The following is a 20,529-nucleotide window of genomic DNA, read 5'->3' on the forward strand; positions in this document are numbered from 1 at the left end:
ACTAAATAAATTCACAGCACTTTTGTATTTTACGATAATAAGGAGTTTAGGATGAAAGTTGCAGTTCTCGGTGCAGCAGGTGGTATTGGTCAAGCCCTCGCACTCCTCCTCAAAACCCAGCTTCCTTCAGGTTCAGAATTATCTCTTTATGATATTGCGCCGGTGACGCCGGGCGTCGCTGTTGATCTTAGCCATATTCCCACTGCGGTGAAAGTCAAAGGATATAGTGGTGAAAACGCCAAACCAGCGCTGGCAGGCGCGGATATCGTGCTTATCTCTGCGGGGGTAGCCCGTAAGCCGGGCATGGATCGTTCAGATCTGTTCAATGTGAATGCCGGGATTGTACGTAATCTGGTTGAACAAATTGCCAGTACATGTCCTAAAGCTTGCATTGGTATTATCACCAACCCTGTGAATACGACTGTCGCTATCGCCGCCGAAGTGTTGAAGAGGGCGGGCGTGTACGACCAGAACAAACTGTTTGGCGTAACCACGCTGGATATCATTCGTTCCAATACCTTTGTGGCTGAACTGAAAGGCAAACAGCCGCAGGATATCGATGTTCCTGTTATCGGCGGGCACTCTGGCGTAACGATTCTGCCTTTGCTGTCGCAAATTCCTGGTGTGAGCTTCAGTGAACAGGAAGTCGCCGGTCTGACAACTCGTATCCAGAACGCGGGTACGGAGGTCGTAGAAGCAAAAGCCGGTGGCGGATCGGCCACATTGTCCATGGGGCAGGCGGCTGCATGTTTCGGTCTGTCTCTGGTTCGTGCATTGCAAGGTGAAAGTGGGGTGGTGGAATGTGCATACGTTGAAAGCGACGGCGAGTATGCGCGCTTCTTTGCACAGCCCGTCCTGCTAGGTAAAGATGGCATTGTTGAGCGTAAGTCTATTGGTACGCTGAGTGCTTTTGAACAGCAAGCACTGAAGAATATGCTGGATACGTTGAATCAGGATATTGCATTGGGCGAGTCATTCATCAATAGCTGATGACACACACCCTGGATTTAATATCCATGTAAGCGTGAGGCCGGAGATTTGTATCTCCGGTTTTTTTATTTAATTGGGGCGGATTAATTTTTTTCTATCAATAAGCTGATTGGTTTCGGGATCGTAATATCGACTAGGCCAAATTTCTGATGGATGAATTCCCAATGCATCGGCAATGAGCCATTCACCCTTAGGCCAGGGCCGTGATAGCGCATTAGCGAGTGTTGATGAACTCAACCCGGCAGCACGTGATACCGCCGCCAGCGTCGTGCCTTTCTTGCGCAAAGCAGCAATGATATCAGCGTGGTGCCAGTCTTGTTTCCTTAAACTCATAATCCTTCCCTTATTTGCTATAAGACGACTGTGTATTAGTGGTATAAATAACGCGTGTTAGTTATATGCCAAACTAACATGACATTATTATTTGGAAATAATATAGCATTATTTTTCTAAAATACTCCCAATTAATTTCCAAATAAGTTGATTTTGTTAGGAGTAGCACTATTAGGATGAAAGGCTATGAAAAAAGAGTGGTTTGCGACCAGCGAGCTGGTTGGCGTTGGCGGCCTTCCGAAATCAAGACAAGGATTGAACAAACGCGCGCGTGAGGATGGATGGGAAAAACGCCGCCGTAAAGGGGTTCAGGGGCGGGGCGTAGAATATTCTATTCACAGCCTGCCTGATTCCGTCAGAAAATCCTTATTACAGGAAAGTGACTCTCCGTCATATTCCATAAGGCAGCCTGCGACGCTGACGATCTGGATGCAGATTTATTCACAGCTGACTGAAAAAGAAAGAAATTCTCTCATTTCCTATATTCTGCGTGTTGGTGTCTCTGCCACTTTGAACCAACTGGGCATCTCATCGTCAAATAAAGATCCCGATTCGAACGAAATAGCAGAGTAGTCACTTGCCTGGATTTTGCACATTGATGACCAAGTGTCATAAAAATGACGGTGAAGCGCTTTTCTTTGTTTTACTCTGTGTGACTCACTGCACCATCACCTCATGCACTTTGTTTGATTTTGGCCGATAGGGGTGAATTCCGCTTGCTTTGGTGTTACTAATAACGCGTTAACGTTAGATGTTTTGGGAGTTATAGTCTATTATATGGAAACTTTTTGGGGCGGATTCTAATGCTGCCCGCATAGGACAGGCAAGGGAGTGATGATTATGGACAAAGAGTGGTTTTCAACGAGTGAATTGGTTGGTATTGGTGGATTGCCCAAATCGCCTCAGGGGCTAAATAAACGGGCTCGTGATGATGGTTGGGAGAAACGGCGGCGCAAAGGTGTTCAAGGACGCGGTGTTGAGTATTCCATACGCAGTTTACCGGATGAGGTGAAAAGCTCTCTTATTATGAAGGAGAGGATGCCACCGGAATATCGGGTAGCAAAAGAGCCCGCGCTACTGGCGTCTTGGATACATATTTTCGGTCAGTTGTCAGAAAGTGAACAATCGCGACTAATTAATTTTATTTTGCGGGAAGGGACGCGAGTCATGCTGTCTCGTCTGGATAATGTGATGGATGACCAGACAGCGTAACCGATAGGGTGAAGGTGCCGCGGGGTGTGCGGTCAGAAATTGCGTTGCACAGCTAAATGAGCAAGACCTTCAAGTGCGGTTCGGAATGGGGTTTCTGGAAGTTGGCGCAATGCGTCAATAGCTTTATCTGCCTCTTCCTCCGCACGCTGACGGGTGTAGTCGAGCGAACCACACTGGTGCATGGCGGTAAGTACTGGGTCGAGCAGATGACGCCCGTTGCCTTCTTCTATGGCCTGACGAATCATGGCGCTTTGCTCGGCATTTCCATAGCGCATGGCATGCAGCAACGGTAGCGTTGGCTTACCTTCGTTAAGATCGTCGCCAGTATTTTTGCCCAAGGTTTGGCCGTTAGCGTTGTAATCCAGCAGATCGTCAATAAGCTGAAACGCGGTTCCCAGATAACGGCCATAAACCTGCAACGCGGTTTCCTGCTCTGCGGTGGCCCCGGCAAGGATAGCGGATGACTGAGCGGCGGCCTCAAACAATCGAGCAGTTTTGCTGTAAATAACCCGCATATAGTTTTCTTCGGTAATATCGGGATCGTTACAGTTCATTAATTGCAACACTTCGCCTTCCGCAATCACATTTACCGCTTCCGACATCAGCGCCAGCACGCGCAATGATTCCAGGCTAGTCATCATCTGAAAGGCGCGAGTATAGATAAAATCGCCGACCAACACGCTGGCGGCATTGCCAAACGCCGCGTTTGCGGTTGCTTTGCCACGGCGCATGTCAGATTCATCCACTACGTCATCGTGCAACAACGTGGCGGTATGAATGAATTCTATCAGTGCTGCGACGGTAATATGTTTGTTGCCTTCGTAGGCAAGCGCTCTTGCGGCAAGCACGGCGATCATGGGACGAATACGTTTACCCCCACCGCTGATGATATAATGACCGAGCTGATTAATAAGAACGACATCGGAGGTCAGTTGTTCAAGAATGACTTCATTAACAGCTTTCATGTCCTGCGCGGTCAACGTTGTAATTTGTTCTAGATTCATTGTGTGTGCCAGCTGTTTTCTTCGCATTACCGTAAGATTACTGCGTCATATCGGCATTTGATGGAACTTAATGAGTCGATTGTACTTGAAAAATGAGAGAGATAAACGGCAGTTAATAGGTTGTATTCTTTTTCTTCACATCCTTCGATTATGCTCTTGTCATCGTCAGGTTTTTTGCGTAGAATTCGCGCCCTATTGTGAATATTTATAGCGCACTCTGGATAATCATACGTTGAGTGCGCGGAAAGCGGAGTTTTTTATGTACGCGGTTTTCCAAAGTGGTGGTAAACAACACCGAGTAAGCGAAGGTCAAACCGTTCGCTTGGAAAAGCTGGACATCGCAACTGGTGAAGCTATTGAGTTTGACCAGGTTCTGATGGTTGCCAATGGTGAAGAAATCAAAATCGGCGTTCCTTTCGTCGACGGCGGTAAGATTAAAGCCGAAGTTGTTGCTCACGGTCGTGGCGAGAAAATTAAGATTGTTAAGTTCCGTCGCCGTAAACACTACCGTAAGCAAGCGGGCCATCGTCAGTGGTTCACTGACGTGAAAATCACTGGCATCAGCGCTTAAGATTTAGGAGAGCGGATTAATGGCACACAAGAAAGCGGGCGGTTCAACGCGTAACGGCCGTGACTCAGAAAGTAAACGACTTGGCGTAAAACGTTTCGGCGGCGAAGCGGTTTTGGCTGGTAGCATCATCGTTCGTCAACGCGGAACTAAATTCCACGCTGGCAGCAATGTAGGCTGCGGGAAGGACCATACTCTGTTCGCTTTGGCTGACGGTAAAGTTCAGTTTGAAGTGAAAGGCCCGAAAAACCGTAAATACATCAGTATTGTTGCTGAATAATATTTAGCGTTAGGTCATACAGATTCAAGCCCTGCAATTCATTGCGGGGCTTTTTACATTTCTGATTCTGAGCAATTAACCAGAGAAAAGCATGGACACTAAACAACAGACTGGTATTGGTCTGTGTCTGGCGCTAACGGCAGCAATATGCTGGGGCGCCTTGCCAATAGCCATGAAACAGGTTCTGGTGGTTATGGAACCTTACACCATTGTTTGGTATAGGTTTTTTATTGCATCAATAGGACTTGGATTAGTGCTTTTTTCACGTAATAAGCTTCCTCCGATGCGAATTTTCCGGCGTCATCGGTGGTGGGTTGTATTGTTGATTGCAACCGGTGGGCTGCTGGGAAACTTTGTTTTTTTCAGCTCATCACTGCAATATCTCAGTCCGACTGCGTCTCAGGTTATTGGTCAACTTTCTCCTGTCGGTATGATGTTTGCCAGCGTCTTAATCCTGAGGGAAAAGATGCGGCCTACTCAAATCATCGGAGCAGTAACCTTGATTTGTGGTCTGATTTTGTTTTTTAACACTAGCCTGATTGAGATTTTCACCCGCCTGACAGATTACACGTTGGGGGTTCTGCTGGGGGTGTGTGCCTCGGTCGTATGGGTTTCTTATGGCGTGGCTCAGAAGGTACTTTTACGACGCCTAACATCACAGCAAATTCTGTTCCTGCTTTATGTGCTCTGCGTTTTGTTCATTACACCTTTTGCTAATCCTAAAACTATTTTGCAACTCAGTGGCTGGCAGCTAACCTGTCTGTTGTTTTGTGGGGTGAACACCCTAATCGGTTACGGTGCGCTGGCCGAAGCCATGTCACGTTGGCAGGCTGCTCAGGTCAGCGCGGTGATCACGCTTACTCCACTGTTTACGCTGTTGTTTTCCGATCTGTTAGCGTTGGTCTGGCCGGATTTTTTCACCGCTCCGGTGCTTAACTGGATCGGATATTTGGGCGCCTTAATTGTCGTATCGGGTGCGATGTTTTCGGCGATTGGACATCGTTTCTTCCCTGGACGGAAAAAGAGTTCGCCGATCATTGTATCAAAGTAAGCGAAGGAAAATTTGTGTCAAATGACGTTTTGACATTCCTTGTGGACTGTTTATTTTTAATACAGATGAAAATATTGAGATAAGCGGGTACAATTCGCCCCCTTGCCGGAACAGGTTCTGGTGCGTCAGTTTTCTTATGGCAGATGGTAAAGAGTCATAGGCTTTTAAATCAAAAAATTACGCCAAAGAGAACCAATAATAAGCTGAAAACAAGTAGATATTTTCTATTGGTTTTTTGCGGAGAGAGTCAATGAAGTTTGTAGATGAAGCGACCATTCTGGTGGTAGCAGGTGATGGCGGTAATGGTTGTGTCAGTTTCCGTCGAGAAAAATATATTCCCAACGGTGGTCCAGACGGTGGTGACGGCGGCGATGGCGGAGACGTATATCTGCTGGCTGATGAAAACCTGAACACACTGATTGATTATCGTTTCGAAAAATCATTTCGTGCCGAGCGCGGACAGAATGGTCAAAGCCGGGATTGTACCGGTAAGCGCGGTAAAGATATCACGATTAAAGTGCCTGTCGGCACTCGTGTGTTGGACAAGGTAACCGGCGAGGTGCTGGGCGATATGACTCGCCATCAGCAGAGTCTTATGGTTGCCAAAGGCGGCTGGCATGGATTGGGAAACTCCCGGTTTAAATCCTCCGTCAATCGCGCGCCGCGTCAGAAAACGAACGGTACACAGGGTGAAGAGCGGGAACTGATGCTTGAACTCCTGTTGCTGGCTGACGTGGGGATGTTGGGGTTACCGAATGCGGGTAAATCGACATTCATCCGCGCTGTTTCAGCAGCCAAGCCTAAAGTGGCCGATTATCCCTTTACCACGCTGGTTCCCAGTCTTGGGGTTGTCCGAATGGACAGCGAACAAAGCTTTGTGGTTGCCGATATCCCTGGCCTGATTGAAGGCGCTTCTGAAGGCGCCGGTCTGGGTATTCGTTTCCTTAAGCATTTGGAACGTTGCCGGGTTCTGTTACATCTTGTTGATTTGGCACCAATTGATGAATCCGATCCGGTAGAGAACGCCAAAGTGATCATCAATGAGTTGCAGCAATATAGCGCGGGCTTGTCTGAAAAACCTCGCTGGCTGGTTTTTAATAAAATTGATTTGATCGATAAAGTAGAAGCGGAAAAACGTGCGAAAGCGATCGCAGCAGCGTTGGGCTGGGAAGAGAAGTATTACTTGGTTTCTGCGGCCAACCGTGAGGGTGTCAATGCGCTGTGCTGGGATGTGATGAATTTCCTGAAGGTGCAGCCTAAAGCGATGGCTATTGAAACAAGCGCGCCGGAAAAAGTTGAATTCATGTGGGATGATTATCACCGTGAACAACTAGCGGCCGCTGAAAGTGAAGCAGAAGAAGAATGGGATGATGATTGGGACGATGAGGACGAAGAAGGTGTCGAGATCATTTATCAGCGCTGATGGTGATATGGGCTCCAATCCAGCCTAATGAAAAATTCCTATCAGGCAATGAACCCTTTATAAGTACAGCGCGGTAATGCGCTGTACTTATTTGTTTCGGCCTAATTTTTTTGATAAATGTCTTTGTATAAACGGCTTTCAAATCGCACCAGTGGAACCCGGCGAGAACGCAGATCTTCCGGCGGAACGGCATAACCGGAAAGGAATTGAACGAACGCCATCCGCTGACCACTCGCCGTAGTAATGAAACCAGCGAGATTATAAACGCCCTGCAATGCGCCAGTTTTTGCTGAAACCTTACCGTTCACACCTGCCTCGTGCAATCCCCCCCGATACCGCAACGTTCCGTCGTAGCCTGCGAGTGGGAGCATCGCAATGTAATTCAGTTCCTGATCGTGCTGCGCGATATATTGTAATACCTGCATCATGGTTGCTGGGGTGATTAAGTTGTGGCGTGATAAGCCTGAACCATCGACAATGATGCTGTTCCCCAGATCGACCCCGGCTTTCTGACTCAATATTCGGCGTACTGCGTCAGCACCTGCACGCCAGGTTCCTGGTACATTGAAGTACTCATGCCCGATAGTACGAAACACTGTATCGGCAATCATATTATCCGATTTCTTCAGCATAATAGTCAGTAGATCGTGCAGCGGTGCGGATTGTGTCTGCGATAAGACAGTACCGGCGGCGTTTGGCTGAGTCTGACGGCGCAAACTGCCTTTGATTATGATATCAGCCTGTTGAAGCTCGTCTTTTACGATGGCCCCAGCGTAGCTGGCGCCATCCTGAACGGCAAAGGCGAGCGGAAGAGGCTCAGGTCGTTGAGCCAGGCAACCTGTGAGCGTAAAACGGTTCAGTTCTCCCGGCACGACATCCAGCTCACAGTATTGTGCGTCGGGGGAGCCTTTTGCCAGTGTGCGTACTTCACTGAACATTTGTACCGGATAATAAGAAGCAACGCGGATAAACGCGTTATCGCCGATTGTGGGGGCGCTATAGAGAGAAACGGAGAAACAATTACGATCGACAATTGCCGCACCAGGCGGGGCGCTGAAACACTGTGTCATGTCGTTCCACGGCCATCCTGGGGCTTTGTCATGACTGGTGAACGCAGACGTGTCGATCAAAACATCCCCTGAAATTTCCTGTATGCCGCGTTTTTTCAAGTCCTGAACCATATTGCGTATTTGCTGCCGCTTCAGGGTGGGATCGCCACGGAAGCGAACGATCAGGTTTCCGCGTAATAGACCGTTGCTGACGGGTGCATGGCTTTCCATTGTGGTAACAAAACGGTAGTCTGGACCTAACTGGAGTAGTGCCGCCAATGCGGTTATCACTTTTTGTGTACTGGCAGGTAATGCCATTTGCTGGCTGTTAAAAGCCATTGTCGGTGTGGTTGCCCCGATTTTCTGAACGACCAGCGCTAAATTAGCGCCATCAGGTAAATATTGGATGTGATCTTCGATGGTTTCTGCATTGGCATGCAGAACAAAAGCGCAGGCAAGTCCGATAACAATCGATGAAAAACGCATAATCTCAGCTAACAACAGGGTAACGTGTGGTCATACTACGGCGCAATACGGTCTAAAGTAAACGATGACCCCTATGGAACTCTGAGTTAAAATGCGTATCAAAATGCAAAACAATACTGGCCTGGAAATTTTGTTCCGGGACTGGTTTCTTTTGTTTTGTTTAATGTTCAGAAAAAGCTGGCGTGCGTGGGTACGACGTCGTATTTGATTTTTAACTTGTCAGGATGACTACTACTTTTTGAGTCGTACGGATTTTTTTAGAGGTATAGACAATATGAAACAATTTCCGATGACGCTGCGTGGTGCTGAAAAATTACGCGAAGAGCTCGATTACTTAAAGTCAGTTCGTCGGCCCGAGATTATTGCCGCGATTGCTGAAGCCCGTGAGCACGGCGATCTGAAAGAAAATGCGGAGTATCATGCTGCGCGTGAACAGCAGGGATTTTGTGAAGGTCGAATTCAGGACATCGAAGCCAAACTCTCTAATGCCCAGGTTATCGATGTGACAAAAATGTCCGCGAACGGTCGTGTGATTTTTGGTTCGACGGTGACAATCATGAATCTGGATAACGAAGAAGAGCAGACGTATCGCATCGTGGGAGATGATGAAGCGGATTTTAAACAAAATCTGATTTCAGTTAACTCACCGATTGCCCGTGGTCTGATTGGCAAAGAAGAAGAGGACGTTGTGGTCATCTGCACACCGGGTGGCGATGTCGAATATGAGATCATCAAAGTTGAATATTTGTGATTTTAGCTGTGCTGGCGATTAAAACGGCAAAGTTTGTAAAGAAAAGAAAAAGGCCACTTACGGCCTTTTCACTAACGGGCAGGCATGGCACCTTTTCGTTAAAACAGAGTTTGCTGAAATAAAAATGTTATCTTGGCAACACAATTTTACGTTCTTTCGAGGGACGATAAAGTACCAACGTGTGGCCGATTACCTGAACGTCGCTGGCTCCGGTTTCTCGAACAATAGCTTCAATAATCAAAGCTTTAGTCTCACGATCTTCTGTCGCGACTTTTACCTTGATCAGTTCGTGATGCTCCAATGCCTGTTCGATCTCAGCCAGAACACCTTCGGTGAGGCCGTTATTGCCCAGCATGACAACCGGTTTTAACGGATGTGCCAAGCCTTTCAGGTGTTGTTTTTGTTTATTACTTAGGTTCATTGTCTTTTTTGCTTCGGTTGGGATTGAAAACGGGCCATTCTAGCGCCATCTCATGATTATAACCAATCTGGCTGTGCTGATTGGGGCCAAATGAGAAGTTTCGTCTTACCGGGAGCGTCTTACAATAATAGTTGGAAAATAGATGGCGAATAAAAAGCGTTCTGCGAGTTCCAGTCGCTGGTTACAAGAACATTTTAGCGATAAATATGTGCAGCAGGCGCAGAAAAAAGGGCTCCGCTCGCGGGCTTGGTTTAAACTTGATGAAATACAGCAGAGTGACAACCTGTTTAAACCGGGTATGACCGTTGTCGATTTGGGAGCGGCGCCTGGTGGCTGGTCTCAATACGTGGTAACGCAGATCGGCGGAAAAGGCCGTATCATTGCCTGCGATATTTTACCGATGGATCCTATCGTCGGTGTCGATTTTCTCCAAGGGGATTTTCGTGATGAATTGATCCTTAAAGCGCTGCTTGGGAGAGTGGGGGATAACAAGGTTCAGGTGGTGATGTCAGACATGGCTCCGAACATGAGTGGTACACCGGCGGTTGATATTCCGAAATCGATGTATCTGGTTGAATTAGCGCTTGAAATGTGTCGTGATGTATTAGCGCCAGGCGGAAGTTTCCTAGTTAAAGTGTTTCAGGGAGAAGGTTTTGATGAATACCTGCGGGAAATTCGCTCCCTGTTTATGAAGGTTAAGATTCGTAAGCCAGACGCTTCGCGTGCCAGGTCTCGTGAAGTGTATATTGTAGCGACAGGGCGCAAACTGTAGTACCCTAACGCTGTTTTTTAACACAGTTGTAATATGAGGTTAATCCCTTGAGTGACATGGCGAAAAACCTGATTCTCTGGTTGGTCATCGCGGTAGTGCTGATGTCTGTCTTCCAGAGCTTCGGGCCCAGCGAGTCGAATGGCCGTAGGGTGGATTATTCAACCTTCTTGACTGAAGTAAATCAGGATCAGGTTCGTGAAGCACGTATTAACGGGCGTGAGATCAGTGTTGTCAAAAAAGACAGCAACAGATATACGACTTATATTCCTGTCAACGATCCCAAGTTACTGGATAACCTGCTAACGAAGAACGTGAAAGTCGTTGGTGAGCCGCCGGAAGAGCCAAGCCTGTTGGCTTCGATCTTTATTTCCTGGTTCCCAATGCTGTTACTAATAGGTGTCTGGATCTTCTTCATGCGTCAAATGCAGGGCGGTGGCGGTAAAGGCGCCATGTCCTTTGGCAAAAGCAAAGCCCGGATGCTAACGGAAGATCAGATCAAAACGACTTTTGCAGATGTGGCTGGTTGTGATGAAGCAAAAGAAGAAGTCAGCGAACTGGTTGAGTACTTGCGAGAACCAAGCCGTTTCCAGAAACTGGGGGGCAAGATACCGAAAGGCATTCTGATGGTTGGTCCTCCCGGTACGGGTAAGACGTTGCTGGCAAAAGCCATCGCGGGTGAAGCGAAAGTTCCTTTCTTCACTATCTCTGGTTCTGACTTCGTTGAAATGTTCGTCGGTGTCGGTGCCTCTCGCGTGCGTGACATGTTTGAGCAGGCCAAGAAAGCGGCGCCTTGTATCATCTTTATTGATGAAATCGATGCCGTGGGACGCCAGCGCGGTGCTGGGCTGGGCGGTGGTCATGATGAACGTGAACAGACGCTGAACCAAATGTTGGTTGAAATGGATGGGTTTGAAGGCAATGAGGGCATTATTGTCATCGCGGCAACCAACCGTCCAGACGTGCTTGACCCTGCTTTATTGCGTCCGGGGCGTTTTGACCGTCAGGTGGTGGTTGGTTTACCAGACGTTCGTGGGCGTGAACAGATTCTGAAAGTACACATGCGCCGCGTGCCTTTATCTCCAGACATTGATGCATCTGTGATTGCACGTGGTACGCCGGGCTTCTCTGGTGCAGATTTGGCTAACCTGGTCAATGAAGCGGCCTTGTTCGCCGCACGTGGTAACAAGCGTGTAGTGTCCATGGTCGAGTTTGAAAAAGCGAAAGACAAAATCATGATGGGCGCAGAGCGCCGTTCCATGGTAATGACTGAGCAGCAGAAAGAGTCAACGGCTTACCACGAAGCAGGCCATGCGATTATTGGACGACTGGTGCCTGAGCATGACCCTGTGCATAAAGTGACGATCATACCGCGCGGTCGCGCGTTGGGTGTGACGTTCTTCCTACCGGAAGGCGATGCTATCAGTGCCAGCCGTCAGAAACTAGAAAGCCAGATTTCTACACTGTACGGCGGTCGTCTGGCTGAAGAAATCATCTATGGGGTGGAAAAAGTCTCAACCGGTGCGTCAAATGACATTAAGGTAGCAACGTCTATTGCACGTAACATGGTTACACAGTGGGGCTTCTCCGAAAAACTGGGGCCATTGCTGTATGCCGAAGAAGAAGGTGAAGTATTCCTGGGACGCTCTGTTGCTAAAGCCAAACACATGTCTGACGAAACGGCCAGAATCATTGATCAGGAAGTCAAATCTCTGATTGAGCGTAACTACATACGTGCGCGTGAGTTGCTGATGGCAAACATGGACATTCTGCATTCAATGAAAGATGCGTTGATGAAATATGAAACCATTGATGCTCCTCAGATTGATGATCTGATGGCGCGTAAAGATGTTCGCCCGCCCGCAGGCTGGGAAGAGTCTAGCTCGGATAGCAGTTCTGGTAACGGCGGTTCGCCAAAGGCTCCCACGCCTATTGACGAGCCTAATACCCCAAATCCAGGTAATACGATGTCAGAACAACTGAGCGATAAATAACGCGCCAGAAGTTATTTCATACTTAATATAATTGTTTCTGCAAACCCCGGCTTTGGCCGGGGTTTTTTACTGCATAATCTTATTTGATAGCTTTTAAGGTAAGCCCGCAATGCTGAGGGAAACGTCATGCAATTGATCGCCAGAGGATCAACCTTAGATCTTTCTCGCCCTAATGTGATGGGGATTCTCAATGTCACACCCGACTCATTTTCTGATGGCGGTAAGCACAATACCGTAGATACTGCTGTGTGTCATGCTCAGGAGATGATTGCCGCTGGTGCCACATTGATCGATATTGGCGGGGAGTCGACTCGGCCTGGCGCAGGGGAAGTCAGTACTGAAGAGGAACTGGAAAGAGTGGTGCCAGTGGTTGAAGCGTTGTCTAAGCGTTTTGACACATGGATCTCTGTCGATACCTCAAAACCTGAAGTTATCACTGCTTCCGCTCAGGCTGGGGCATACCTCATCAATGATGTTCGAGCGTTGCAGGAGCCTGGTGCGTTAGAGGCGGCGGCGGCAACGGGATTGCCTGTCTGTCTGATGCACATGCAGGGATTGCCGAAAACCATGCAGCATAATCCACACTACGACGATTTGATGTTAGAAATTGGGGATTTTTTACAGCGGCATATTGATCGTTGTGTGAACGGCAATATTCAGAAAAGTAAGCTATTACTGGACCCTGGATTCGGATTTGGTAAGAATCTGGCTCATAATTATGAACTTCTGGCTCGTTTGGGGGAATTGCATCGTTTTGGGCTACCCCTGCTGGTTGGGATGTCCAGAAAATCTATGATTGGACAATTACTCAAAGTCCCCCCATTACAACGTGTCCAGGGCAGCGTGGCGTGTGCGGTCATTGCAGCGATGCAGGGCGCACAAATCATCCGGGTTCACGATGTGAAAGAAACAGTCGATGCTATGCGCATTGTTGAAGCTACTCTTGCAGCGAAGGAATAGAAACGATTATGAGTAACCGCAAATATTTTGGGACGGATGGTGTGCGTGGCAAGGTTGGCGATACACCCATTACGCCTGATTTTGTGCTGAAACTTGGCTGGGCCGCAGGTAAGGTTTTAGCGCGTCATGGTTCGCGTAAAATCATTATCGGTAAAGACACCCGAATTTCCGGTTATATGCTGGAGTCCGCCCTCGAGGCTGGTCTTGCGGCGGCTGGTTTGTCTGCTTCTTTTACCGGCCCAATGCCCACACCTGCGGTTGCTTACCTTACTCGTACCTTCAGAGCGGAAGCGGGAATTGTTATCTCTGCTTCACACAACCCTTATTATGACAACGGCATTAAGTTCTTCTCTATCGACGGGACCAAGTTGCCTGATGATGTGGAAGAAGCAATAGAAGCCGAGATGGAAAAACCGCTGACCTGTGTGGAATCAGCGGAGTTGGGTAAGGCAAATCGTATTGTTGATGCAGCAGGACGCTATATTGAGTTTTGCAAAGGGACGTTTCCGAGCGAGCTTAGCCTTAGCGGACTGAAAATCGTGGTTGACTGTGCGAATGGCGCCACATACCACATCGCGCCAAGTGTGTTACGCGAACTCGGTGCTAAAGTAATCCCCATCGGCTGTGAGCCGGATGGTATGAACATCAATAAAGATTGCGGCGCGACGGATGTCAGACAGTTGCAGACTCGTGTTTTGGCTGAAAAAGCGGATGTCGGACTGGCATTTGATGGAGATGGTGATCGCTTGATCATGGTGGATCATCTTGGCAACAAGGTGGATGGCGATCAGATTCTTTATATCATCGCCCGTGAAGGTTTGCGTCAGGGACAATTGCGCGGCGGTGCTGTTGGCACCTTGATGAGCAACATGGGGCTGGAGCTTGCATTGAAGCAACTAGGTATTCCCTTTGCCCGTGCGAAAGTCGGTGATCGCTATGTGTTGGAAATGATGCAGGCAAAAGGCTGGCGTATCGGTGCTGAAAACTCCGGTCACGTTATTCTGTTGGATAAAACCACCACAGGTGATGGCGTGATCGCTGGCCTGCAAGTGCTGACGGCGATGGTCAGAAACCACATGAGCCTGCATGATTTATGCAGTGGTATGACGTTGTTCCCGCAGATTCTGGTTAATGTACGTTTTTCCGGTGAGCATGACCCTCTTGAAGACAAAACAGTCCAACAGGTGACACAAGCTGTCGAAAAAGAGCTTACCGGTCGCGGACGGGTTCTGTTGCGTAAATCGGGTACTGAACCGCTGATTCGCGTCATGGTTGAAGGGGAGCATGAAGCAACGGTTATCGGCCTGGCGAATCGAATTGCGGAGGCCGTAAAGACGGTAGGTTAACGACGGTTAAACCCTGTCAATCAAGCAGATAAGGCTTTCAGTTATGATTGCACATTGAAAGCCGCTGTTTTTTTCTTCAATCAGCAAATGACTGCCAAATTACCCTTGCGTACGCTACAGCCTTTGGTTAGTATTCAGACCCGCTTAATAGGGGATGAATGACTCATCCTAATGCGTGGATCAGACGCGGTTTGCCGCAAGAATATAGAATTCTCCATCAATGATGGTGAAAACGGTTATAGGTACAACTATGTACGAAGCTCTTTTAGTCATTTTCCTGTTGGTCGCGATCGTGCTTGTTGCTTTGATTATGCTACAGCAAGGTAAAGGTGCTGATATGGGCGCTTCGTTCGGAGCAGGTGCTTCCGCCACTTTGTTCGGTTCGAGCGGTTCCGGTAACTTTATGACTCGCACGACGGCGATACTGGCGGCACTGTTTTTCATTATCAGTCTCGTCTTGGGGAACATGAGTTCGCAGCAGAAGAAAGGCGGTGTCTGGGATAATCTGAGCCAGCCAGAGAATACAGAGCAGACTACAATGCCTGCCGAACCTGCTGCACCGACTAGCGATATTCCGAAATAATTGAATAATTGTTTGAAATGAAAGAGTAAAGCTTTATCGCAGCAATGCTTGCATTGCTGTTGAAAGAAGTTGTTTGTGATGCCGAGGTGGTGGAATTGGTAGACACGCTACCTTGAGGTGGTAGTGCCCGATTGGGCTTACGGGTTCAAGTCCCGTCCTCGGTACCAATCCTATTGATGACTTGCATTTTAGCGGTTGTCGGCGTAGTATTTGCCACGTTTTCGGACGCGGGGTGGAGCAGCTTGGTAGCTCGTCGGGCTCATAACCCGAAGGTCGTCGGTTCAAATCCGGCCCCCGCAACCATTTAACTTTTCAGTAGAGTGTTTTTTCAAATAAACTGTTCAATAAATCGATATCGCTTTTACAGTGATTTTTTGAAAAAATCCTTAACTGAAAGTTGTGCCGCGTTTTTTAGCGGTATTAGGGTCCAGTTGCATAAAGCCCCGATATATCGGGGTTTTTTGTTATTTGGCAACAGAACTACTGGGCTATTAAGCCCTTTTTTTATGTCTTGGGGGTGGGCTTGTCCACATTAGAGCAAAAATTAACAGCGATGATTTCAGCACCAGTCGAAGCATTAGGCTATCAATTGGTCGGTATTGAGTTCATCCGGGGTCGCCAATCGACGCTGCGTATTTATATTGATAGTGAAGATGGGATCACTGTTGATGATTGTGCTGATGTCAGCCACCAGGTCAGTGCGGTACTGGATGTTGAGGATCCTATCGCTGTCGCTTATAACCTGGAAGTATCGTCTCCAGGGCTTGAGCGTCCCTTGTTCACGGTAGAACATTATGTGCGTTTCATCGGTGAAGAGGCGACGGTGGTACTGCGCATGGCAGTCCAGAATCGCCGTAAATGGCAGGGCGTTATTAAAGCCGTTGATGGCGAAATGATCACCATAATAGTGGAAGGCAAAGACGAAGTGTTCGCGCTGAGCAATATCCAGAAAGCGAACCTGGTACCCCACTTTTAAAGTTTGGATGAGGCAACTAGGATGAATAAAGAGATTCTGGCTGTTGTTGAAGCCGTTTCCAATGAAAAAGCCGTCCCGCGCGAGAAGATTTTTGAAGCACTGGAAACCGCACTGGCGACAGCAACTAAGAAAAAATACGAGCAGGAAATTGATGTCCGCGTCAGTATCGATCGCAAGACAGGTGACTTTGATACGTTCCGCCGTTGGTTGGTCGTAAATGAAGTAACCCAGCCGACGCGTGAGATTACATTGGAAGCGGCCCAGTTTGAAGACCCCTCGCTCGATGTGGGCGGTTATGTGGAAGATCAGATTGAATCGGTAACGTTTGACCGTATCACCACGCAAACAGCAAAACAGGTCATCGTACAGAAAGTTCGTGAAGCTGAACGTGCAATGGTTGTTGACCAGTTCCGTGAGCAGGAAGGCGAGATTGTCACCGGTGTCGTGAAGAAAGTTAACCGCGACAATATTTCGCTGGACTTGGGTAATAATGCTGAAGCGGTCATCGGTCGTGAAGACATGTTGCCTCGTGAGAATTTCCGTCCTGGCGATCGTATCCGTGGCGTATTGTACTCTGTTCGTCCCGAAGCTCGTGGCGCACAACTGTTCGTCAGCCGTTCCCGCCCGGAAATGCTGATAGAACTCTTCCGTATTGAAGTACCGGAAATCGGTGAAGAAGTCATTGAGATTAAAGCTGCCGCCCGCGATCCGGGGTCCCGTGCGAAAATTGCGGTGAAAACCAATGATAAGCGTATCGACCCGGTTGGCGCCTGCGTTGGTATGCGCGGTGCTCGTGTGCAGGCGGTATCCAGCGAATTGGGGGGCGAGCGTATCGATATCATTCTGTGGGATGACAATTCTGCTCAGTTTGTTATCAATGCCATGGCCCCGGCTGATGTTGTTTCCATCGTCGTTGATGAAGATACCTGTACTATGGATATCGCGGTTGAATCGAGCAATCTGGCGCAGGCTATTGGTCGTAATGGCCAGAACGTACGTTTGGCTTCCCAATTGTTAAAACAACATCGTTCAGATGACCGCTGGGAACTGAACGTGATGACGATAGAAGATCTTCAGGCCAAGCATCAGGCTGAGGCGCATGCCGCGATCGATGTGTTCACCAAGCACCTTGATATTGACGAAGAGTTCGCCACGGTGCTGGTTGAAGAGGGCTTCTCTTCACTTGAAGAATTAGCTTACGTGCCAATTAAAGAATTACAGGCTATCGAAGGTCTTGATGAAGAGACCATTGAAGCATTGCGTGAACGTGCTAAAGCCGCATTGACCACGCTGGCGCTGGCACACGAAGAAAGTCGCGGTGACGGCCAACCCGCAGACGATTTGCTCAGTTTACCTGGCCTGTCGCGTGAGATGGCGTTCAAGCTTGCGGCACGCGGTGTTTGTACGCTGGAAGATCTTGCTGAGCAGGGCGTTGACGACCTGACGGATATTGAAGAGCTGAATGATGAAAAAGCGGGTGAACTGATCATGGCGGCCCGTAATATCTGTTGGTTTGGCGACGACAACGAATAACAAACTGTAGCAGGAAAGGAACAGCATGACAGATGTAACCGTAAAATCGCTGGCCACAGAGATTCAGACTTCGGTTGACCGCCTGATACAGCAGTTTGCTGATGCGGGAATTACCAAGTCTGCATCGGATTCTGTGACTCAGCACGAAAAAGAAACCTTACTGGCGCACCTCAATCGCGATCGCGGTAGTGTTCCTGGTAAACTGACGCTGCAACGCAAAACGCGCAGCACGTTGAATATTCCAAGCACGGGCGGTAAAAGTAAGTCAGTGCAGATCGAAGTCCGCAAAAAACGCACTTATGTAAAACGCGATCCTATGGATGCTCAACAGGTTGAAGAGGAAGAGTTGGCGCGGCGTGAAGCGGAAGAACAGGCACAACGCGCTGCTGAAGAGCAAGCTAAACGCGAGGTTGAAGATAAAGCCCGGCGTGAGGCTGCTGAGAAAGCTAAACGTGCTGCCGGAGAGCAAGCCAAACGTGAGGCCGCTGAAAAAGCTAAGCGTGATGTAGCGGAAAAAGAGAAAGTGACGAATCAACAAAACGAAATTATGACTAAGCCGGCTCAGGCTGAAAAAGCGAAGCGCGAGGCGGAAGCTGCCGAACTTAAGCGTAAAGCAGAAGAAGCTGCCCGCCTAAAGGTTGAGGCGGAAGCAAGGCGCATCGCTGAAGAGGCTCGCCTCATGGCGGAAGAAAATGCCGGGCGCTGGGAAGCGGAAAGCGCCAAACCTGAAGACGCTGCAGATTATCATGTGACTACGTCTCATCATGCCCGTGAAGCAGAAGACGAGAATGACCGTCAGGTAGAGGGCGAACGCCGCAGCCGTGGTCGCGCAGGCAAGGTCACCAAGCAGAAGAAAGGTAATCGCCTGTCTGAGTCCAAAGCCGATCGTGAAGAGGCGCGCGCCGTTACCCGCGGCGGTAAAGGCAAGCGAAAACCAAGCACGCTGCAGCAGAGCTTCAACAAACCTGCTCAGGTGGTTAACCGTGATGTCGTGATTGGTGAGACCGTTACCGTCGCGGAATTAGCCAATAAAATGGCGGTGAAAGGTTCTCAGGTTATCAAAGCGATGATGAAACTGGGGGCGATGGCGACCATCAACCAGGTTATCGATCAGGAAACGGCACAGCTCGTCGCGGAAGAAATGGGTCACAAAGTGATTCTGCGCCGTGAGAATGAATTGGAAGAAGCGGTCATGAGCGACCGTGATACCGGTGCGGCAGCTGAATCGCGCGCGCCTGTCGTTACCATTATGGGGCACGTGGATCACGGTAAAACCTCATTGTTGGACTATATCCGTTCAACCAAGGTTGCGGCTGGCGAAGCCGGCGGGATTACCCAGCACATTGGCGCTTATCACGTTGAAACCGACAATGGCATGATTACCTTCCTGGATACGCCGGGACACGCCGCGTTTACCGCCATGCGTGCTCGTGGCGCACAGGCAACGGACATCGTGGTTCTGGTCGTTGCGGCCGATGATGGCGTGATGCCACAGACAATTGAAGCCATTCAGCATGCGAAAGCCGCTCAGGTGCCGGTTGTTGTTGCGGTAAACAAAATTGATAAACCGGAAGCCGATCCGGATCGTGTTAAAACTGAACTGTCTCAGTACGGTATTATGCCGGAAGAGTGGGGCGGTGAGTCCCAGTTTGTTCATGTGTCTGCAAAAGCAGGTACGGGTATCGACGAACTATTGGACGCGATTTTGCTGCAAGCTGAAGTCCTTGAACTGAAAGCCATTCGCAGCGGTATGGCAAGCGGCGTGGTGATCGAGTCCTTCCTGGATAAAGGTCGTGGTCCGGTTGCGACCGTTCTGGTTCGTGAAGGTACGCTGAATAAAGGCGATATCGTTCTATGTGGTTTTGAGTACGGTCGTGTTCGTGCCATGCGTGATGAGCTGGGACGAGAAGTTGTTGCAGCAGGTCCGTCCATCCCGGTTGAGATACTGGGGCTTTCGGGCGTGCCAGCCGCTGGTGATGAGGCAACCGTGGTTCGTGACGAGAAAAAAGCGCGTGAAGTAGCTCTCTATCGTCAGGGTAAATTCCGAGAGGTTAAACTGGCTCGCCAGCAGAAATCCAAACTTGAAAACATGTTCGCCAACATGACGGAAGGTGAAGTTTCTGAGTTGAATATCGTACTTAAATCCGATGTTCAGGGCTCTTGTGAAGCGATTTCTGATTCGCTGCAAAAACTGTCTACTGATGAAGTGAAAGTGAAGATTGTGGGTTCTGGTGTGGGCGGTATCACAGAAACCGACGCGACACTGGCAGCGGCTTCAAATGCGATTCTTCTTGGCTTTAACGTCCGTGCAGATGCGTCTGCTCGTCGTATTGTTGAAGCGGAAAGTCTGGATCTGCGTTACTACTCCGTCATCTATGACCTGATTGATGAAGTCAAACAGGCCATGAGCGGTATGTTGGCGCCGGAATATAAACAAGAGATCATCGGTCTGGCAGAAGTTCGTGATGTGTTCAAGTCGCCTAAATTTGGCGCGATCGCGGGCTGTATGGTCACGGAAGGTGTGGTCAAACGTCACAATAAGATCCGTGTGTTGCGTGACAACGTGGTGATCTACGAAGGCGAGCTGGAATCTCTGCGTCGCTTCAAAGACGATGTTAACGAAGTTCGTAACGGTATGGAATGTGGTATCGGCGTGAAGAACTACAATGACGTTCGTACTGGCGATGTGATCGAAGTCTTTGAAACAATTGAGATCAAACGCAGCATCGTTTAATTCTGCTTTAAGCGATGAGGTGAGTGATTTGTAAGGGGGCCTTAGTGCCCCCCGATTTTTAATTGA

At 48.9% G+C, this 20,529-nt stretch carries 20 protein-coding genes and 2 tRNA genes; 18 read left to right on the plus strand and 4 right to left on the minus strand.

The window, feature by feature from the left end; translation table 11 throughout:
- Positions 1 to 51: 51 nt before the first annotated feature.
- Positions 52 to 990, plus strand: a complete 939-nt coding sequence (mdh, locus tag EH207_RS02310) for a malate dehydrogenase (protein WP_137712557.1) — start codon at positions 52 to 54, stop codon at positions 988 to 990.
- A gap of 69 nt (positions 991 to 1,059) precedes the next feature.
- Here mdh and EH207_RS02315 read toward each other — a convergent pair whose 3' ends face one another.
- Positions 1,060 to 1,323, minus strand: a complete 264-nt coding sequence (locus EH207_RS02315; protein ID WP_137712558.1) for a helix-turn-helix domain-containing protein — start codon at positions 1,321 to 1,323, stop codon at positions 1,060 to 1,062.
- A 186-nt stretch (positions 1,324 to 1,509) separates the two neighbouring features.
- Here EH207_RS02315 and EH207_RS02320 point away from each other — a divergent pair, with 186 nt between their 5' ends.
- On the plus strand, positions 1,510 to 1,896 hold the full coding sequence (locus EH207_RS02320) for a DNA-binding protein (RefSeq protein WP_137712559.1): 387 nt from the start codon (positions 1,510 to 1,512) through the stop codon (positions 1,894 to 1,896).
- A 267-nt stretch (positions 1,897 to 2,163) separates the two neighbouring features.
- Positions 2,164 to 2,535: a DNA-binding protein gene (locus EH207_RS02325; RefSeq protein WP_137712560.1), complete on the plus strand. Its 372-nt coding sequence runs from the start codon at positions 2,164 to 2,166 to the stop codon at positions 2,533 to 2,535.
- Positions 2,536 to 2,567: 32 nt separating this feature from the next.
- Here EH207_RS02325 and ispB read toward each other — a convergent pair whose 3' ends face one another.
- A complete protein-coding gene (gene ispB, locus EH207_RS02330) occupies positions 2,568 to 3,539 on the minus strand; it encodes an octaprenyl diphosphate synthase (protein WP_137712561.1) in 972 nt (323 codons plus the stop codon).
- Between the two features lie 259 nt (positions 3,540 to 3,798).
- Between ispB and rplU the strand changes: the two genes are divergently transcribed.
- From rplU to cgtA, 4 genes are all read left to right on the plus strand, one after another.
- Complete coding sequence (rplU, locus tag EH207_RS02335) at positions 3,799 to 4,110, plus strand: 50S ribosomal protein L21 (protein WP_113868393.1); 312 nt, start codon at positions 3,799 to 3,801, stop codon at positions 4,108 to 4,110.
- A 19-nt stretch (positions 4,111 to 4,129) separates the two neighbouring features.
- Entirely contained in the window at positions 4,130 to 4,387 is a 258-nt protein-coding gene (gene rpmA / locus EH207_RS02340; protein ID WP_109491399.1) for a 50S ribosomal protein L27, read from the plus strand.
- A 91-nt stretch (positions 4,388 to 4,478) separates the two neighbouring features.
- Positions 4,479 to 5,438, plus strand: coding sequence for a DMT family transporter (locus EH207_RS02345; RefSeq protein ID WP_137712562.1), 960 nt, complete (start codon positions 4,479 to 4,481; stop codon positions 5,436 to 5,438).
- Positions 5,439 to 5,688: 250 nt separating this feature from the next.
- Positions 5,689 to 6,861: an Obg family GTPase CgtA gene (cgtA, locus tag EH207_RS02350; protein WP_137712563.1), complete on the plus strand. Its 1,173-nt coding sequence runs from the start codon at positions 5,689 to 5,691 to the stop codon at positions 6,859 to 6,861.
- Positions 6,862 to 6,962: 101 nt separating this feature from the next.
- Here cgtA and dacB read toward each other — a convergent pair whose 3' ends face one another.
- Complete coding sequence (dacB, locus tag EH207_RS02355) at positions 6,963 to 8,396, minus strand: serine-type D-Ala-D-Ala carboxypeptidase (RefSeq protein WP_137712564.1); 1,434 nt, start codon at positions 8,394 to 8,396, stop codon at positions 6,963 to 6,965.
- Positions 8,397 to 8,670: 274 nt separating this feature from the next.
- Here dacB and greA point away from each other — a divergent pair, with 274 nt between their 5' ends.
- Positions 8,671 to 9,147 carry a transcription elongation factor GreA gene (greA, locus tag EH207_RS02360; protein ID WP_137715233.1) on the plus strand — a complete coding sequence of 159 codons (477 nt, stop codon included), beginning with the start codon at positions 8,671 to 8,673 and terminating at the stop codon, positions 9,145 to 9,147.
- 127 nt (positions 9,148 to 9,274) lie between these two features.
- Here greA and yhbY read toward each other — a convergent pair whose 3' ends face one another.
- On the minus strand, positions 9,275 to 9,568 hold the full coding sequence (yhbY, locus tag EH207_RS02365) for a ribosome assembly RNA-binding protein YhbY (protein ID WP_137712565.1): 294 nt from the start codon (positions 9,566 to 9,568) through the stop codon (positions 9,275 to 9,277).
- A 142-nt stretch (positions 9,569 to 9,710) separates the two neighbouring features.
- Between yhbY and rlmE the strand changes: the two genes are divergently transcribed.
- The 10 genes from rlmE to infB all read left to right on the plus strand — a co-directional run bounded on the left by rlmE (position 9,711) and on the right by infB (position 20,463).
- Positions 9,711 to 10,340 (plus strand): 23S rRNA (uridine(2552)-2'-O)-methyltransferase RlmE, encoded by a 630-nt coding sequence (rlmE, locus tag EH207_RS02370; RefSeq protein ID WP_137712566.1) that lies wholly within the window; start codon positions 9,711 to 9,713, stop codon positions 10,338 to 10,340.
- A 47-nt stretch (positions 10,341 to 10,387) separates the two neighbouring features.
- The gene (gene ftsH, locus EH207_RS02375) at positions 10,388 to 12,331 is read left to right on the plus strand and encodes an ATP-dependent zinc metalloprotease FtsH (RefSeq protein ID WP_175413624.1); all 1,944 of its coding nucleotides are present in this window, start codon (positions 10,388 to 10,390) and stop codon (positions 12,329 to 12,331) included.
- A gap of 126 nt (positions 12,332 to 12,457) precedes the next feature.
- Complete coding sequence (gene folP, locus EH207_RS02380) at positions 12,458 to 13,291, plus strand: dihydropteroate synthase (protein ID WP_137712568.1); 834 nt, start codon at positions 12,458 to 12,460, stop codon at positions 13,289 to 13,291.
- A gap of 8 nt (positions 13,292 to 13,299) precedes the next feature.
- Positions 13,300 to 14,637, plus strand: a complete 1,338-nt coding sequence (gene glmM, locus EH207_RS02385; RefSeq protein ID WP_137712569.1) for a phosphoglucosamine mutase — start codon at positions 13,300 to 13,302, stop codon at positions 14,635 to 14,637.
- A 250-nt stretch (positions 14,638 to 14,887) separates the two neighbouring features.
- Positions 14,888 to 15,220: a preprotein translocase subunit SecG gene (secG, locus tag EH207_RS02390; protein WP_137712570.1), complete on the plus strand. Its 333-nt coding sequence runs from the start codon at positions 14,888 to 14,890 to the stop codon at positions 15,218 to 15,220.
- A gap of 80 nt (positions 15,221 to 15,300) precedes the next feature.
- A tRNA-Leu gene (locus EH207_RS02395) sits at positions 15,301 to 15,387 on the plus strand.
- Positions 15,388 to 15,446: 59 nt separating this feature from the next.
- Positions 15,447 to 15,523 (plus strand) — tRNA-Met (locus tag EH207_RS02400).
- A gap of 220 nt (positions 15,524 to 15,743) precedes the next feature.
- Positions 15,744 to 16,196, plus strand: coding sequence for a ribosome maturation factor RimP (gene rimP / locus EH207_RS02405; protein WP_137712571.1), 453 nt, complete (start codon positions 15,744 to 15,746; stop codon positions 16,194 to 16,196).
- A gap of 21 nt (positions 16,197 to 16,217) precedes the next feature.
- A complete protein-coding gene (nusA, locus tag EH207_RS02410; protein ID WP_137712572.1) occupies positions 16,218 to 17,729 on the plus strand; it encodes a transcription termination factor NusA in 1,512 nt (503 codons plus the stop codon).
- A gap of 25 nt (positions 17,730 to 17,754) precedes the next feature.
- Positions 17,755 to 20,463 (plus strand): translation initiation factor IF-2, encoded by a 2,709-nt coding sequence (infB, locus tag EH207_RS02415; RefSeq protein ID WP_137712573.1) that lies wholly within the window; start codon positions 17,755 to 17,757, stop codon positions 20,461 to 20,463.
- Positions 20,464 to 20,529: the final 66 nt, after the last annotated feature.

Origin of the sequence: Brenneria rubrifaciens (assembly GCF_005484945.1) — a bacterium.
Classification (GTDB): Bacteria; Pseudomonadota; Gammaproteobacteria; order Enterobacterales; family Enterobacteriaceae; genus Brenneria; species Brenneria rubrifaciens.

Bases quoted from the DNA above. Each gene is read 5' to 3' on its own strand.
- mdh (WP_137712557.1), top strand. From the start codon at position 52: ATGAAAGTTGCAGTTCTCGGTGCAGCAGGTGGTATTGGTCAAGCCCTC.
- EH207_RS02315 (WP_137712558.1), bottom strand. From the start codon at position 1,323: ATGAGTTTAAGGAAACAAGACTGGCACCACGCTGATATCATTGCTGCT.
- EH207_RS02320 (WP_137712559.1), top strand. From the start codon at position 1,510: ATGAAAAAAGAGTGGTTTGCGACCAGCGAGCTGGTTGGCGTTGGCGGC.
- EH207_RS02325 (WP_137712560.1), top strand. From the start codon at position 2,164: ATGGACAAAGAGTGGTTTTCAACGAGTGAATTGGTTGGTATTGGTGGA.
- ispB (WP_137712561.1), bottom strand. From the start codon at position 3,539: ATGAATCTAGAACAAATTACAACGTTGACCGCGCAGGACATGAAAGCT.
- rplU (WP_113868393.1), top strand. From the start codon at position 3,799: ATGTACGCGGTTTTCCAAAGTGGTGGTAAACAACACCGAGTAAGCGAA.
- rpmA (WP_109491399.1), top strand. From the start codon at position 4,130: ATGGCACACAAGAAAGCGGGCGGTTCAACGCGTAACGGCCGTGACTCA.
- EH207_RS02345 (WP_137712562.1), top strand. From the start codon at position 4,479: ATGGACACTAAACAACAGACTGGTATTGGTCTGTGTCTGGCGCTAACG.
- cgtA (WP_137712563.1), top strand. From the start codon at position 5,689: ATGAAGTTTGTAGATGAAGCGACCATTCTGGTGGTAGCAGGTGATGGC.
- dacB (WP_137712564.1), bottom strand. From the start codon at position 8,396: ATGCGTTTTTCATCGATTGTTATCGGACTTGCCTGCGCTTTTGTTCTG.
- greA (WP_137715233.1), top strand. From the start codon at position 8,671: ATGAAACAATTTCCGATGACGCTGCGTGGTGCTGAAAAATTACGCGAA.
- yhbY (WP_137712565.1), bottom strand. From the start codon at position 9,568: ATGAACCTAAGTAATAAACAAAAACAACACCTGAAAGGCTTGGCACAT.
- rlmE (WP_137712566.1), top strand. From the start codon at position 9,711: ATGGCGAATAAAAAGCGTTCTGCGAGTTCCAGTCGCTGGTTACAAGAA.
- folP (WP_137712568.1), top strand. From the start codon at position 12,458: ATGCAATTGATCGCCAGAGGATCAACCTTAGATCTTTCTCGCCCTAAT.
- glmM (WP_137712569.1), top strand. From the start codon at position 13,300: ATGAGTAACCGCAAATATTTTGGGACGGATGGTGTGCGTGGCAAGGTT.
- secG (WP_137712570.1), top strand. From the start codon at position 14,888: ATGTACGAAGCTCTTTTAGTCATTTTCCTGTTGGTCGCGATCGTGCTT.
- nusA (WP_137712572.1), top strand. From the start codon at position 16,218: ATGAATAAAGAGATTCTGGCTGTTGTTGAAGCCGTTTCCAATGAAAAA.
- infB (WP_137712573.1), top strand. From the start codon at position 17,755: ATGACAGATGTAACCGTAAAATCGCTGGCCACAGAGATTCAGACTTCG.